This is a genomic window from Egicoccus halophilus (assembly GCF_004300825.1).
In the GTDB taxonomy this organism is placed as follows: Bacteria; Actinomycetota; Nitriliruptoria; order Nitriliruptorales; family Nitriliruptoraceae; genus Egicoccus; species Egicoccus halophilus.
Map to the genome: position 1 here is coordinate 1,348,633 of NZ_CP036250.1, position 15,272 is coordinate 1,363,904.

The 15,272-nt window shown below is 71.9% G+C and carries 11 protein-coding genes; 10 read left to right on the plus strand and 1 reads right to left on the minus strand.

Annotation, left to right across the window (positions count from 1 at the left end; all coding sequences use genetic code 11):
- Positions 1 to 86 precede the first annotated feature (86 nt).
- On the plus strand, positions 87 to 1,556 hold the full coding sequence (tig, locus tag ELR47_RS06100) for a trigger factor (protein WP_130649086.1): 1,470 nt from the start codon (positions 87 to 89) through the stop codon (positions 1,554 to 1,556).
- Positions 1,557 to 1,636: 80 nt separating this feature from the next.
- Here tig and ELR47_RS06105 read toward each other — a convergent pair whose 3' ends face one another.
- Positions 1,637 to 2,455: a hypothetical protein gene (locus ELR47_RS06105; protein ID WP_130649087.1), complete on the minus strand. Its 819-nt coding sequence runs from the start codon at positions 2,453 to 2,455 to the stop codon at positions 1,637 to 1,639.
- Between the two features lie 212 nt (positions 2,456 to 2,667).
- Here ELR47_RS06105 and ELR47_RS06110 point away from each other — a divergent pair, with 212 nt between their 5' ends.
- From ELR47_RS06110 to ndk, 9 genes are all read left to right on the plus strand, one after another.
- Positions 2,668 to 3,306 carry an ATP-dependent Clp protease proteolytic subunit gene (locus tag ELR47_RS06110; protein WP_308420347.1) on the plus strand — a complete coding sequence of 213 codons (639 nt, stop codon included), beginning with the start codon at positions 2,668 to 2,670 and terminating at the stop codon, positions 3,304 to 3,306.
- A gap of 145 nt (positions 3,307 to 3,451) precedes the next feature.
- Positions 3,452 to 4,729 (plus strand): ATP-dependent Clp protease ATP-binding subunit ClpX, encoded by a 1,278-nt coding sequence (clpX, locus tag ELR47_RS06115; RefSeq protein WP_130649089.1) that lies wholly within the window; start codon positions 3,452 to 3,454, stop codon positions 4,727 to 4,729.
- A 127-nt stretch (positions 4,730 to 4,856) separates the two neighbouring features.
- On the plus strand, positions 4,857 to 7,070 hold the full coding sequence (locus ELR47_RS06120; RefSeq protein WP_165403874.1) for a putative bifunctional diguanylate cyclase/phosphodiesterase: 2,214 nt from the start codon (positions 4,857 to 4,859) through the stop codon (positions 7,068 to 7,070).
- A 106-nt stretch (positions 7,071 to 7,176) separates the two neighbouring features.
- Positions 7,177 to 8,142, plus strand: coding sequence for a serine/threonine dehydratase (locus tag ELR47_RS06125; RefSeq protein ID WP_130649091.1), 966 nt, complete (start codon positions 7,177 to 7,179; stop codon positions 8,140 to 8,142).
- 57 nt (positions 8,143 to 8,199) lie between these two features.
- Complete coding sequence (locus tag ELR47_RS06130) at positions 8,200 to 9,270, plus strand: winged helix DNA-binding domain-containing protein (RefSeq protein WP_205745474.1); 1,071 nt, start codon at positions 8,200 to 8,202, stop codon at positions 9,268 to 9,270.
- 124 nt (positions 9,271 to 9,394) lie between these two features.
- A complete protein-coding gene (locus tag ELR47_RS06135) occupies positions 9,395 to 12,049 on the plus strand; it encodes a valine--tRNA ligase (RefSeq protein ID WP_130649092.1) in 2,655 nt (884 codons plus the stop codon).
- A gap of 177 nt (positions 12,050 to 12,226) precedes the next feature.
- The gene (locus ELR47_RS06140) at positions 12,227 to 13,156 is read left to right on the plus strand and encodes an acyl-ACP desaturase (RefSeq protein WP_130649093.1); all 930 of its coding nucleotides are present in this window, start codon (positions 12,227 to 12,229) and stop codon (positions 13,154 to 13,156) included.
- Between the two features lie 84 nt (positions 13,157 to 13,240).
- Positions 13,241 to 14,734 (plus strand): bifunctional folylpolyglutamate synthase/dihydrofolate synthase, encoded by a 1,494-nt coding sequence (locus tag ELR47_RS06145; RefSeq protein ID WP_205745475.1) that lies wholly within the window; start codon positions 13,241 to 13,243, stop codon positions 14,732 to 14,734.
- 76 nt (positions 14,735 to 14,810) lie between these two features.
- Positions 14,811 to 15,224 carry a nucleoside-diphosphate kinase gene (gene ndk / locus ELR47_RS06150; protein ID WP_130649094.1) on the plus strand — a complete coding sequence of 138 codons (414 nt, stop codon included), beginning with the start codon at positions 14,811 to 14,813 and terminating at the stop codon, positions 15,222 to 15,224.
- The last annotated feature ends 48 nt before the right edge of the window (positions 15,225 to 15,272 follow it).

Sequence of the window (15,272 nt, forward strand, 5' to 3'; positions counted from 1 at the left end):
CCCGCGCACCGCACTGCCCGGGAGCACCCCGTGCCGCCCACCGCAGGCCCGTGCCCGCGAGCCGAAGTTGACGAAAGCCACCCAACGTGAAGACGTCCGTCGAGTCCCTCGACCCGGTCAAGGTCAAGCTGACCGTCGAGGTCGAGCCCAAGCGTGTGAAGCAGGCCTTCGACCGCGCTGCCCGTGAGCTCGCCAAGCAGGTCAGCCTGCCGGGCTTCCGGCCCGGCAAGGCGCCGCGCCGCCTGCTCGAGCAGCGCTTCGGCGAGGGCGTGATCGCCCAGACCGCCATGGAGAACTCGCTGTCCGACTACTACGTCGAGGCGCTGCGCAGCGAGGAGATCGACGCGGTCGCACAGCCCGAGGTCGACGTCGAGACCTTCGACGAGGCCGAGGGCTGCACGTTCACCGCGACCATCGAGGTGCGGCCGAGCTTCGACCCGCCGGCACACGACGGCATCTCGGTGACCTTCCCCGAGTGGGACGTCGACGACGAGGACGTCGACGAACAGCTCGAGCAGCTGCGTGAGCGCTTCGCCGAGGTCGACGAGGTGGAGCGGGCCGCGCAGGACGGCGACCTGGCCACGCTCGACCTCCGGGTCGAGGTCGAGGGCAGCGAGCTCGAGTCGGCCCGCGTCGAGGACGCGCTGTACGAGATCGGCTCGCAGGGCGTGACGCCGAAGCTCGACGAGGAGCTCGTCGGCAAGAGCGCCGGCGACGAGTTCTCCTACGAGGACGCGCTGCCCGAGGAGTACCCGGAGCACGGTGGTGAGCAGGCCACCTTCTTCGTGACCGTCAAGGACGTCCGGGAGAAGACCCTGCCGGAGCTCGACGACGACTTCGCCCAGACGGCGTCCGGGTTCGACACGCTCGACGAGCTCAAGCGCGACCTGCGCAACTCGTTGTTGCGACGCCGGGTCGAGCAGGCCCAGCACGAGCTGCGCGGCCGCATCCTCGAGGCCTACCTGGCCCGGGTCGACGTCCCGCTGCCCCCCTCGATGGTGGAGGCCGACAAGCAGGGGCGCATCCACCAGCTCGAACACCAGGCCGAGCGCTTCGGCATCGAGGTCGACCAGCTGTTCGCGATGGAGGAGACCTCGCGCGAGGAGTTCGAGGCCAACGCCCAGACCCAGGCCGAGGAGACGGTGAAGGCCCAGCTCGTCCTCGACGCGCTGTCGTCCACGCTCGAGCTCGACCTGCAGCCGGGTGACATCGACCAGGAGATCGTCCGGCACGCGCAGTCCAACGGGGTCTCGCCCCAGGAGATCGCCCGCGTCATCCAGCAGCAGGGCAGCCTGCCGGCGCTGGTGGGGGACATCCTGCGTCGCAAGACCATCGACGCCATCGTCGCGTCCGCGCAGGTCGAGGGTGGCCCGTCCGACGAGGTGCTGATCGAGCTCGGACTGCTCGACGACCCCGACGCGACCGAGGCTGGCGACACTCCGGACGCCGAGGGGGAGCGCTCCGACGCCGAGGTCGCCGACACTCCGGACGCCGCCGCTGCCGAGGTCGACACCGAGGCCGCCGCGGACGAGGACGCGGACGGCGCACGCAGCTGACGGCCACCGCCGCACCGTGAACGACGGGCGCCCGCCTCCATCTCGGAGGCGGGCGCCCGCTTCGTCGTCGCACCGAAGGCTCAGCCCTCGGTGTCGGTGTCCTCGGTGGGCTCGTCGCCGTTCTGCTCGGCAGCGTCGGGCGCCTCGGCCCCGTCGCCGGCGCCCTCGTCGGGCTCGACCGGCTGGGGCTCGTCGGTCAGCCCGTCCTCGGTCCCTTCCGGGCCCTGCTGGGGCAGCGGCTCGGGACCCAGCGGGTCGCTGTCGGGGTCGATACCGGCGCCCGCGAGCATCAGTTCGACGATGTCCTCGTCGAAGGCCTCACTGGGTGCGGCGTAGTTGAACAGCGCGACCGTGCCGTCGCCGTCGTCGGCCAGGATCAGGTCCAGCGAGAAGGCCGGCTGCTCCTCGATGGTCACCTCGTCGAAGCGCAGGCGGTGCGCCCGGTCGGCTCCGCTGAGCTCGACCTCCTCGTCGACGACCGGTTCGGCCTCCTCGGCGAGGTCACCGAACTGGTTGCGCTGGAGCTCGAGCAGCTCGTCGAAGTCGATCTCCTCCTCGGCGGCGAGCGCCGAGGCGTCGATGGCCTGCGCGGCGAGCTGCTGGCTCGGGTCCTCGTCGTCGACGGCGACGACGAGCCCCTGCAGCAGCGAGAACTCGTCGACGCTCCAGCCCTCGGGGATCGGCAGGACCACGCCCTGCCCGCGGAACTCCCCGTCGGTGATGAAGTCGTCGGGGTCGGGCAGTTCGGGTTCGGTGACCGCGTCGTCCTCGGCCGGGTCGGCGGTCGTGCCGGACTCGGTCTCCGGGGCGGCCTCGGGCTCGGTCTCGTCCCCGTTCCCGCCACAGGCGGCGACGAGGACCGCGACGGCGGCCGCGGCGGTCAGGTTGCGCAATCGCACGGGATCTCCTCGACAACACGTTGCACTGGCTGACGACGGTAGGGGGTGCCCCTGCGTGCTGGCCACCCCGCGCGGCCGATCGGCCAGGGCTCAGCCACGGTCGTCGCCACCGATCGGTCAGCATGAGGCGGCGCGACGCAACCCTCCGGTCGCGCTCCGAGCCACGGGTACAGTCGGCGACCAGCCGTCATGCATGCCCGAGAGGAACCGCGGTGGACTTCATCCATTCGACGCCGTCGCCGACCAACTACCTGGTCCCGACCGTCATCGAGCAGACCAACCGCGGCGAGCGCGCGTTCGACATCTACTCGCGCCTGCTGCAGCAGCGGATCATCTTCCTCGGCACGCCGGTCAACGACGAGATCGCCAACGTCATCATGGCGCAGCTGCTGCACCTCGAGTCCGAGGACCCGGACAAGGACATCGCGCTCTACATCAACTCGCCGGGCGGGTCGATCACGGCGCTGTTCGCCATCTACGACACGATGGAGTACATCAAGCCGGACGTGCAGACGATCTGCATGGGGCAGGCGGCCTCGGCCGCCGCGGTGCTGCTCGCTGCCGGCACCCCCGGCAAGCGCTTCGCCCTCCCGCACTCGCGCATCCTGCTGCACCAGCCCTCCGGTGGCGCCGAGGGCCAGTCGGTCGACATCGAGATCCAGGCGCGCGAGATCCTGCGCATGCGTGACCTGCTCAACGAGATCCTCGCGGAGAAGACCCACAAGACGCCCGAGGAGATCGACAAGGACACCGACCGCGACTTCATCCTCGACGCCGAGATGGCCAAGGACTACGGGATCGTCGACGAGATCATCGCCAGCCGCAAGGCGCAGGAGCGCGCGGTCCGCTGAGCCAGGCCCGGCCTGCCGCCGCTTGGCAGCGCACGGCGGCGACGGTCGTTACCATCGCCGCGAGCCACCGGAGCGGTCGGGGGACCGCCCGGGTTCGGTGGCAGCTCGTGTCCGATGGGCAGGCGACGCAACGTGGAGGGCCGCGATGGCGAAGTTCGGTGAGGGCGACGCCCTGCTGAAGTGCTCGTTCTGCGGCAAGTCGCAGAAACAGGTCAAGAAGCTCATCGCCGGCCCCGGCGTGTACATCTGCGACGAGTGCATCGACCTGTGCAACGAGATCATCGAGGAGGAGCTCGCCGAGCCGGCCGACCTCCAACTCGACGAGCTGCCCAAGCCCAAGGAGATCTACTCGTTCCTCAACGAGTACGTCGTGGGCCAGGACGCGGCGAAGAAGACCCTCGCGGTCGCGGTCTACAACCACTACAAGCGCATCCAGGTGGGCGCGAACGTCTCGGGCGAGGACGTCGAGCTGCAGAAGTCGAACATCCTGCTGCTCGGGCCGACCGGGTCGGGAAAGACCCTGCTCGCGCAGACGCTCGCCAAGCTGCTCAACGTCCCGTTCGCGATCGCCGACGCCACGGCGCTGACCGAGGCCGGCTACGTCGGCGAGGACGTCGAGAACATCCTGCTCAAGCTGATCCAGGCGGCCGACTTCGACGTCAAGAAGGCCGAGACCGGGATCATCTACATCGACGAGGTCGACAAGATCGCCCGGAAGTCGGACAACCCGTCGATCACGCGGGACGTCTCGGGTGAAGGGGTCCAGCAGGCGCTGCTCAAGATCCTCGAGGGGACGGTCGCCTCCGTGCCGCCACAGGGCGGACGCAAGCACCCCCACCAGGAATTCATCCAGATCGACACGGGCAACATCCTGTTCATCTGTGGTGGTGCGTTCGCCGGACTCGAGCAGGTCGTCGAGCAGCGCCAGGGCCGGCGCGGGGTCGGGTTCGGCGCCGACGTGGCGGCCGCCCGGGGTGACGACCTCGCCCAGCTGCTGCGCAACGTGCTGCCCGAGGACCTGGTGCGCTACGGCCTGATCCCGGAGTTCATCGGCCGACTGCCCATCGTCAGCTCCGTGGAGCCCCTCGAGCGCGACGCGCTGGTGGACATCCTGACCGGGCCGCGCAACGCCCTGACCAAGCAGTACGCGAAGTTCTTCGAGTACGACGGTGTGGAGCTCGAGTTCGACGCCGACGCGCTCGTGGCGATCGCCGACCTCGCCGTCCTGCGCCAGACCGGCGCCCGGGGGCTGCGGGCGATCCTCGAGGAGGTGCTGCTCAGCACCATGTACGAGCTGCCCTCGCGTCAGGACGTCGGACGCTGCGTCATCACCGCGGACACCGTGCGCGAGAAGGTCAACCCGACCCTGGTCCCGCACAGCAAGCTGCGCAAGCTCGAGGAACCGCAGGAACGGTCCGCGTGAGCGACCCGGATGCACGACGACGCCCCGCCGACGGCCCGGCGGGGCGTTTCTCGGTCGGTCGGGCGTCCCGAGGGGTCGACGACGAGGTCCGGCGGTGACCGCGTGGTGGGGGCGGCTGCGGTCGTCCGTGCCCGTTGGGGTCGTCGCGTCCGAGCGTGCCTTCGACGCGCGTCACCGCGTGGTGCTGCGGGTACTGGCGGTGCACCTGCCGGTGCTGTTCCTCGTCGGCTGGTGGTGGGGGGAGTCCCTCGGCCACCTGGTAACGGAGCTCACCGTGTTGGGCGGTGTCGCCCTGGCGGCGAGCTCGCGCCGGCTGTCGCGTCCCTGGCGGACGGGACTGGCAACGACCGCGCTGGTGGGTTGCAGCGCTCTGCTGGTGCACGTCACCGGGGGCCTGACCGAGAGCCACTTCCACTTCTTCGCCGTCGTCGCGCTGGTGACCCTCTACCAGCGCTGGTTGCCGTACCTGCTGTGCATCGGTTGGGTGGTGCTCCACCACGGGGTGGTGGGGCAGCTGGCACCGCAGCGCGTGTTCGTCCACGAGGCCGCGATCGCGCGCCCCGCCCTGTGGGCGCTGATCCACGGCGGGTTCGTCGTCCTGGCGAGCCTGGCGAGCCTCGCCGCCTGGCGCGCGAGCGAGCGTGAACGCTTCCGGGCCGAGGACGTCCTGGCCGCCGCGCCCCGGCCGATCTACGGCGTCGACCGGGCCGGACGGGTGCTGTTCGTCAACCAGGCGCTCACCGAGCTGCTCGACGTTCCCGCGGACGAGCTCGTCGGTCGGCACGTCCACGAGCTGTTGCACCTGCCGGCCGGTGACTGCCTGCCGTGCCGGCTGACGCTGTCAGGCGGTGAGCACCACCTCGACCACGTCGAGCTGCGTCGTCCGGGCGGCGGCGTCTTCCCGGCGGAGCTGCACGTCCGGCCCGTGCACGAACGCGGGCACCACACCGGCGCGGTGGTCAGCCACTGGGACATCAGTAACCGGTTGGCCCAGCAGCGGCAGCTCGAGCACCTGGCGCTGCACGACGACCTGACGGGTCTGGCCAACCGCTCGCTGCTCAAGGACCGGCTCGAGCAGGCGCTGTGCGGCGCCACCCAGACGGGCCATCGGGTCGCGGTCGCCTTCGTCGACCTCGACCGGTTCAAACCCGTCAACGACGTCCTGGGGCACGCTGCCGGGGACGAACTGCTGCTCGCGGTCGCCCGGCGGCTGCGGAGTTCGGTCAAGGAGCAGGACACGGTCGCCCGCGTGGGAGGTGACGAGTTCGTCGTGGTCGCGGCGGGGATCGTCGACCAGGCGGGCGCCGCGGCGCTCGGCGACCGGTTGGCGACCGCGCTGGTGCGACCGCTCGAGCTCCGAGGGCAGCAACTGCTGGTGTCGGCGAGCATCGGCGTGCGACTGTCCGATCCCGGTGACCTCGACGCCGACCGGCTGATCGCCGACGCCGACCTGGCCATGTTCGCGGCCAAGGTGACCGGCTCGGGCAAGGTGGTGCACTACACCGGCCACATGCGCGCCGACGCCGACCGTGCCGTGACGCTGGGAGCGGAGCTGCAGGGCGCCGTCGAGCGCGACGAGTTGGTGCTGCGCTTCCAGCCGATCTGGCCGGTCGGGGCGTCGACACCCGACGGTCTCGAGGTCCTCGTGCGCTGGAACCATCCGACGCTCGGGCTCCTTGGTCCCGACCGATTCGTCGCGGTCGCCGAACGCACCGGCACGATCGGGGCCATCGGGCACTGGGTACTGCGCGAGGCCGTGTCCCAGCTCGCCGCCTGGCGCACCGAGCTCGGGCCGGCCGCCGACGAGCTGCACGTGGCGGTGAACCTGTCGGTGCGTCAACTCCAGGACCCGACCCTGGTCGACGAGGTCGCGGCCATGCTGGGGGATGCCGGCGTGCCGGCGGACCGGTTGTACCTGGAGGTCACCGAGAGCCTGCTGGTGCGCGAGGGCGACCGGGCCGGCGCCACGTTGCACCGGTTGCGCGAGCTCGGCGTCACCCTGTCGATCGACGACTTCGGCACCGGCTACTCGTCGCTGGCGACGTTGCAGCGGCTCCCGGTCCAACAGCTCAAGATCGACCGCAGCTTCGTCCTCGGACTCGGCGACGATCCGTCGCGGCTGCCGTTCGTACGCGCGATCGTCGGGCTCGCGGACGCGCTCGACCTCGACGTGGTGGCCGAGGGGGTCGAGTCGGACGCCGACCTGCAGGCCGTCGCCGCGCTCGGCTGTGCGCACGCCCAGGGGTTCGGCCTGGGGCGTCCGGTGCCCGCCAGGGACGTCCCGGCGCTGCTGACCCAACGGGTACCCGCCGAACTCGCCCCGGTCGTCCCCGCCTCCTGACCCGACCGCGTACCTGCTGCTTCACGGTCGGTGGTCGGACACGGCAACGAGGCGCGCTGCCGTGCTCCGGCACCGGTGCCGGAGCTGCTCGGGTAGCGTCGCCGGCATGGATCCCGTCACCCGCCCCGACGTCGAGGCCGCCGCGCGCCGTGTCGCCGGGGCGGTGCGCCGCACGCCGGTGCTGGTCCTCGAACCCGACGCGCTCGGACTGCCGGGTCCGGTCGCGGCGAAGCTGGACCTGCTGCAACCGACCGGCTCGTTCAAGGTCCGTGGCGCGGCCTCGCTGCTGACCGGCGTCGAGGTGCCGCCGGCCGGCGTCGTCGCGGCGTCGGGCGGGAACTTCGGCCTGGCCGTCGCCTGGGCGGCGCGCCGGCTGGGACATCCCGCCGCCGTCTTCGTCCCCGACACCTCCCCGCCGGCGAAGCTGCGCCCCCTGGCCGAGCTCGGTGCCGACGTCCACGTGGTGCCGGGCTACTACGCCGACGCGCTCGCGGCCGCCGACGCGCACGTCGCCGCCACCGGGGCCCTGCGTGCCCACGCCTACGACCAGGCCGAGGTCGTCGCCGGTCAGGGCACCGCCACCGCCGAGCTGCTCGAGGACGTCGGCGATCTCGACACGCTGCTCGTGGCCGTTGGTGGCGGCGGGCTGATCGCGGGTGCCGCGGCCTGGGTCGGCGACGACGTCCGACTCGTCGGCGTGGAGACCGCGGGCACGCCGGCGATGCACGCCGCGCGGCGGGCGGGCGGCCCGGTCGACGTCGAGGTCGGTGGGCTCGCCGCCTCGGCGCTCGGTGCCCGACGGCTCGGGGACCACGCCTGGGCGGCACAGCGTTGGATCGACGACGCCCTGCTGGTGACCGACAAGGAGGTCGCCGCCGCGCAGCGCCGCCTGTGGGCCGCCGCCCGACTCGTGGCGGAACCCGGTGGCGCGACCGCGCTGGCCGCGCTGACCTCCGGGCGCTACCGACCGGCACCGGGGGAGCGGGTGGGGTTGCTGGTCTGCGGCGCCAACACCGACCCGGCCGAGGTCGTCCCCGAGGCTGCCGGTCCGGGTGCCGACGCCAGCGGATGAAGCTGTCCGCGCGTCGGCTGAACCGGGCGACGCTGGCCCGGCAGCTGTTGCTGGCACGTGCGCCGCTCGACGTGGTCGACGCCCTCGGGGGTCGTCGCGCTGCAGGCCCAGGAGCCGGTGTCGCCCTATGTCGCCCTGTGGAACCGCCTCGCCGACTTCGACCCGGCCGACCTCGACGACGCCTTCGCCCGGTCCGCGCTGGTCAAGGCGTCGCTGATGCGGATCACCCTGCACGCGGTCGACGCCCGGGAGTACCCGGTGCTGCACCAGGCGATGCTGCCGACGCTGCGTGCGACCCGGCTCGGCGACCGCCGGTTCACCGGCGGTGGACTGACCGCCGCCGACGCCGACGCGCTGGTGCCCGCCCTGGTCGCGTTCGCCGCCGAACCACGGGACCGGGCCGCGTGCGAGGCGCACCTGGCCGAGCTGGTCGACACCGCGCCCGGTCCGGGTCTGTGGTGGGCGCTGCGCGCCTTCGCACCGCTGGTGCACGCGCCCACGGACGATCCGTGGTCGTTCGGTCGTCGCCCACGGTTCGTCGCCGCACCGACGTCGGCGCCGCGACCGCCCGCCGACGTCGCGCTGCAGCACCTCGTGCGTCGTCACCTCGCCGGCTTCGGGCCGGCCAGCGTCGCCGACGTGGCCCAGTTCACCCTGCGCAGGCGGACCGACGTCCGTGCGGCGATCGCGGCGCTCGCTGCCGAGCTGGTGGTCCACGAGGGCCCCGAGGGTGAGGTGCTCCACGACGTCGCCGACGGGCTGCTGCCCGACGAGGACGTACCGGCACCACCGCGCCTGCTGGCGATGTGGGACAGCGTGCTGCTCGCCCACGCCGACCGCCGCCGGGTGCTGCCGACCGAGCTGCGCCCCCTGGTCATCCGCCGCAACGGCGACGTGCTGCCCACGGTGCTCGTCGACGGCCGGGTCAGCGGCGTCTGGCGGCCGGTCGAGGACGGCATCGAGGTCACCCCACTGGCGCCGATCCCCGCGCCCGACTGGAAGGAGCTGGCCGGTGAGGCGCGCTCGCTCGCGACGCTGTTCGCCGGGCGCGACCCGCGTGCCTACGCCCGCTTCGGCCACTGGTGGTCGGCGCTGCCCTCCGCCGGCCGTCGACTGCTGGCCGCGTGACGGCGCCGACGGCGCGCGCACGTCCGGCCGCGCTCGGGAGCCGCGGCCGTCGTCGCTACGCTCGGCCGACGGTGCCCTGTGGGTGCACCCGCCGACGCCCGAGTGACCGAAAGCGACCGACGCCGTGAGCGAGTTGTCCAAGGCCTACGACCCGGCGGCCGTGGAGGCCGACCTCTACGAGGACTGGTTGCAGGCCGGCCTGTTCTCCGCCGACCCGGACGCCGACGGGGAGCCGTTCTCGATCGTCATCCCGCCGCCGAACGTCACCGGCGCGCTGCACATCGGCCACGCGCTGACCAACGCGATCGAGGACGCGATGGTCCGCCGGGCGCGGATGCAGGGCAGGAACGCGGTCTGGGTCCCGGGCATGGACCACGCCGGCATCGCCACGCAGAACGTGGTCGAGAAGCAGCTCGCGGCCGACGGGCTCACCCGTCACGACCTCGGACGCGAGGCGTTCGTCGAGCGCGTCTGGACCTGGCGCGACCAGTCCGGCGGGATGATCCTGCAGCAGCTGCGCAAGCTCGGCTCGTCGCTCGACTGGGACCGCGAGGCCTTCACCTTCGACGAGCCCCGCTCCCGCGCCGTCCGCGCCGTGTTCACGAGCCTCTACGACCAGGGACTGATCTACCGCGGCAACCGCCTGATCAACTGGTGCCCACGCTGTAACACCGCCCTGTCCGACATCGAGGTCGAGCACGACGACGCCGTCGGTGAACTCGCCCGGTTCCGCTACCCGTTCGCCGACGACCCCGACCAGGGCATCGAGGTCGCCACGACCCGGGCCGAGACGATGCTCGGGGACACCGCGATCGCCGTGCACCCCGACGACGAGCGCTACACCGACCTCGTCGGCCGGCACGTCCGCCACCCGTTCCAGGACCGCACCTTCCCGATCGTCGCCGACGACTACGTCGATCCCGAGTTCGGCTCCGGCGCCGTCAAGATCACGCCTGCCCACGACCCCAACGACCATGCCATCGCGCTGCGCCACGACCTCGAGATCCTCGACATCATGGCCGACGACGCGACGCTGACCGACGTCGTGGGCGCACCCTTCGCCGGCCTCGACCGCTTCGAGGCCCGCACGCGCGTCAAGGAGGAGCTCGACGCGCTGGGCCTGCTGCTCGCCGTCGACGAGCACGAGCACGCCGTCGGCCACTGCTCGCGCTGTGGCACGGTCGTCGAACCGCGTCTGTCCGACCAGTGGTTCGTCGAGGTCCGTCCGCTCGCCGACAAGGCCGCCGCCGCCGTGCGCGACGGCCGGACCGTGCTCGTCCCCGAGAGGTTCACCAAGCGCTTCCTCGACTGGCTCGACAACCTGCACGACTGGACCATCTCGCGCCAGATCTGGTGGGGGCACCGCATCCCGGCCTGGTACTGCCCCGACGGGCACATCACCGTCGCGCAGCAGGACCCCACGAGCTGTGCCGAATGCGGCGCGGGGGCGCTCGGGCAGGACCCCGACGTCCTCGACACCTGGTTCTCGTCCGCGCTGTGGCCCTTCACCGTGTTCGGCTGGGAGGGCCCCGACAGCGACACCGCCGAACTGCGGACCTGGTACCCGACGGCCGTCCTCGAGACCGGCTACGACATCAACACCTTCTGGGTCTCCCGGATGCTGATGATGGGGCTGTGGTTCCTCGACGACGTGCCGTTCCGGGTCATCTACAACCACGGCATGGTCCGGGACCAGTACGGCAAGAAGATGTCGAAGAGCTTCGGCAACGTCATCGACCCGCTCGAGTTCATCGACGCCTACGGCGCCGACGCCCTGCGGTTCGCGCTGTTCCAGCACTGCTCGCCGGGCACGGACGTGCCGCTCGCCCCTGAATGGGTCGAGGGCGCCAAGCGTTTCACCAACAAGTTGTGGAACATCGTCGGGTTCGCGCTGCGCGTGCTCGACGACACCCGCCCCGGTGACCTCCCGCCGGCCGACCGGCTGCTGCTCGAGGACCGCTGGATCCTCTCCGCGCTCGAGCAGGCCCGCCGTGACGTCGAGGACGCCTACGAGACCTGGGACTGGGCCCGCATCGCCGGTGCGCTGTACCACTTCGCCTGGGACGAGCTCGCCGACTGGTACCTCGAGGCGGTCAAGCCACGGGTGTACGGCGACGACCCCGAGGCCCGTGCCACCGTGCAGGCCGTCCTCGCCCGGGTGCTCGACGACCTGCTGCGGCTGCTGCACCCGCTCACCCCGTTCGTCACCGAGGAGCTGTGGCGCACGCTCACCGGTGCGAGCGGTGGCCGCGACTCGCTGATGGTCGCCGCCTGGCCGCAGGGCCGGTCCGACGACCACGACGCGTCCGCCCGGGCCGACTTCGGCGTCCTGCGCGACCTGGTCACCGAGGTGCGTCGGTTCCGCTCGCAGAACGGCATCGCCCCCTCCGCGCGGTTCGAGCTCACGCTGGCCAGCGAGCACCGGACGTTGCTGGAGGAACAGCAGGCGCTGATCGGCTCCCTCGCGGGGCTGTCCGGGCTCACGTTCGTGGGCGAGATCGACGAGCGGCCCGGCACCTCGACGATCGTGTTCGGCGGTGGCAGCGCGCAGGTCGAGCTCGCCGGTCTGATCGACGTCGAGGCCGAGCTCGGCCGGCTCACCAAGGAACTGGCCAAGGCCGAGGGCGACCTGCAACGCGTCGAGAACAAGCTCGGCAACGCCTCGTTCGTCGAGCGGGCTCCCACCGAGGTCGTCGACCGCGAACGCGCCCGCCGCGAGGAACTGCACGACCAGATCGGCCAGCTCCGCGAACGCGTCGACGCGCTGTCGGACCTCTGACGGGCAAGGCAGGAGCCGGCCGCGCGCCCGACCCGACGGGGGGCGGTCTCCGTCGGGTGCGCGAAGGACCGTCGCGGCGGGGTGCTGCGCCGGTCACCAGCGACGACCGACGGTTGATGCCTACGTCAACGTAGGTTACGGTCGGGTAGCTCGTTTCCGTCCTCGCCCGGAGTGCCGATGTCCGCCACCCGCCTGTCCGACCCTGAGCTGCTCGTCGAGCTCGAGCCCGTCGCCGAGCAGGAGCTGCGCCGGCACGAGGAGCTCGCCGACGAGTGGTTCCCGCACGACTACATCCCGTACTCGGTGGGACGCGACTTCGACAAGGACCCGTGGACGCCCGACCAGTCGCGGCTCACCGGCGTGGCCCAGATCGCGTTCGAGGTGAACCTGCTCACCGAGGACAACCTGCCCTCGTACCACCGCGAGATCCACGACATGTTCGCCAGCGGTGACGGGGCCTGGATCAACTGGATCCACCGCTGGACCGCCGAGGAGGGGCGGCACTCGATCGTGCTGCGTGACTACCTCGTCGTCACCCGCGCCATCGATCCCTACCAGCTGGAACGCAACCGCATGCAGCAGGTGATGACCGGCTACGACCGCGACGGCAAGGACACGCTGCGCGGCATGGCCTACGTGTCGTTCCAGGAGCTCGCGACCCGCATCAGCCACCGCAACACGGGCCGCTACAGCGACGACCCGGTCGCCGACCGCATCATGGCGCGGATCTCGAAGGACGAGAACCTGCACATGGTCTTCTACCGCAACCTGCTGGCGGCCTCGATGCACGTCGACCCGTCGGCGGCCGTGGAGGCCATCACCGACGAGGTGGTGGGCTTCGAGATGCCGGGCAACGGCATGCGCGAGTTCCAGCGCAAGGCGGTGCAGATCGCCAACGCCGGGATCTACGACCTGCGGGTCCACCACGACGAGGTCATCTGGCCCCTGCTGCGCCACTGGAGGGTGTTCGAGCTCGAGGGGCTCGACGCGGCCGCCGAACAGGCGCGCGAGCGCCTCGCGGAGTTCCTCGACGGCCTCGACGCGATGGCGACCCGGCAGGAGGAGAAGCGCGCGGCCCGACAGGCGCGGCTGGCTGCCAGGGCCTGACGGGCGGGCCGCCGGCGACCTCGGGATCGCGGGCCGGGCACTAGCCTCGCGCGCAGTGCACCCGTCGACCTGCCGAGGCCATCCGTGACGCCGACCGACCCCGACTTCGCCCGTGCGCTCGACGCGCTGGACGCGCGCGGTCCCGGCCGCATGGTGCCGGACCTGTCGCGGATCACGCGGCTCGCGCAGCTGCTGGGTGACCCCCAGACGGCCTACCCGTCGGTCCACGTGACCGGCACCAACGGCAAGGGCTCGGTGGTGCGCATGGTCGGTGCGCTGTGCTCCGCGGCGGGCCTGTCGGCCGGCACCTACACCTCTCCGCACCTGCAGACGGTCCGCGAGCGGCTCTCGGTCGCCGGCCGGCCCATCTCCGAGGCCCGCTTCGCTGCGGTGCACGACGAGGTCGCCGTGCTCACCGAGCTGCTCGACCAGGCGGCGCAGGCGGCGACCGGTCCCGACGCCGACCGGGTCACGTTCTTCGAGCAGCTCACGGCGATGGCCTACTGGTGGTTCGCCGACCTCCCCGTCGACGTCGGCGTCTTCGAGGTCGGCATGGGCGGGCGCTGGGACGCCACCAACCTCGTGCGCGGCGAGGTGGCGGTGCTCAACACCATCGATCTCGACCATCCGCAGCTGGGCGGTACCCCGGCCGAGGTCGCGTCCGAGAAGGTGGGCATCGTCAAGCCCGGGGCGATGGTCGTCACCGCGGCGCAGCAGCCGGAGGTCGATGCGGTGATCGAGGCTGCCGTCGCCGAGGCCGGTGCCACCCTGTGGCGTGCCGACGAGGACTTCGCGGTGCTCGACCGGCGCGTCGCCGTCGGCGGCCAACTGTTGACGCTGCGGGTCGGTGACCGCGTGATCGATGAGATCCTGCTGCCGTTGTTCGGCCAGCACCAGGCCGACAACGCCGCACTGGCACTCGCGGCCTTCGCCGCCTTCACCGGCGTGAGCTTCGCGGCCATGGACGACGAGGTGGTGCGGCACGGGCTCGGCGCGGTCGTGGTCCCGGGGCGGCTCGAACTCGTGCACCGCGAGCCCACCATCGTGCTCGACGGTGCGCACAACCCGCACGGTGCACGGGCCTCGGCGGCCGCGCTCGACGAGTCGTTCGGGTTCCGCGAACTCGTGCTCGTCGCCGCCTGCCTCGACGACAAGGACGTCGCCGGCATCCTGGGCGCGTTCCGTGACGTCGCCTCCCACGTCGTGGTGACCGCCCTCGACGAGCCTCGCGCAGCCAGCCTCGAGCGGATGCACGACGCGGCCGTGGCGGTCTGGCAGGGCACCGGCACCGCCGTCGAGGTGGCCGACGACCTCGCCGCCGCCCTCGCGTCGGCCGAGGCGGTCGCCGGTGACGGCGACGGCATCCTGGTCGCCGGCTCGCTGCACACCGTCGGTGCCGCGCGTGGCCGGTACCTGCCGGTCGAGGACACCGACGACACCGTCGTGCTCGAACCCGAGGACCTCGACGAGGGGCCCGTGGGCGACCTCGCCGAGGAGGCCGAGGAACTCTCGGCACTGCTCGCCGACGACGACGCCCTGCAGGAGGCACTCGACCGTCTGATCGAGGAAGAGCAGTAGCCGTTCGCCTCCCGACTTGTCCCCTCCGGCGCGGACGGGCAACCTGCCGCGCGATCCCACCCCCAAGGAGCCCGAAGTGGCCACCGAACGCACCCTCATCCTCGTCAAGCCCGACGGCGTCCAGCGCGGGCTGGTCGGCGAGGTGATCGCCCGTATCGAGCGCAAGGGCTTCCGGCTCGAGGCGCTCGAACTGCGCACCCTCGAGCGGGAGAAGGCCGAGGAGCACTACGCCGAGCACCGTGAGCGTCCGTTCTTCGGCGAACTCGTGGCATTCATCACCTCCGGACCGCTGGTCGCCCTGTGCGTCTCCGGTGAGGGTGCCATCGCCGGCATGCGCACCCTGATGGGCGCGACCAACCCGCTCGACGCGACCCCCGGCAGCATCCGCGGCGACTTCGCCACCGAGATCGGTGAGAACATCGTGCACGGCTCGGACAGCCCCGAGAGCGCGGAGCGCGAACTGGGCATCTTCTTCCCGGATCGTTTCTGACCGGTGACCGCGGGGGCGCGCCCGACGCGCCCCCGCGTCGTCCGCCGG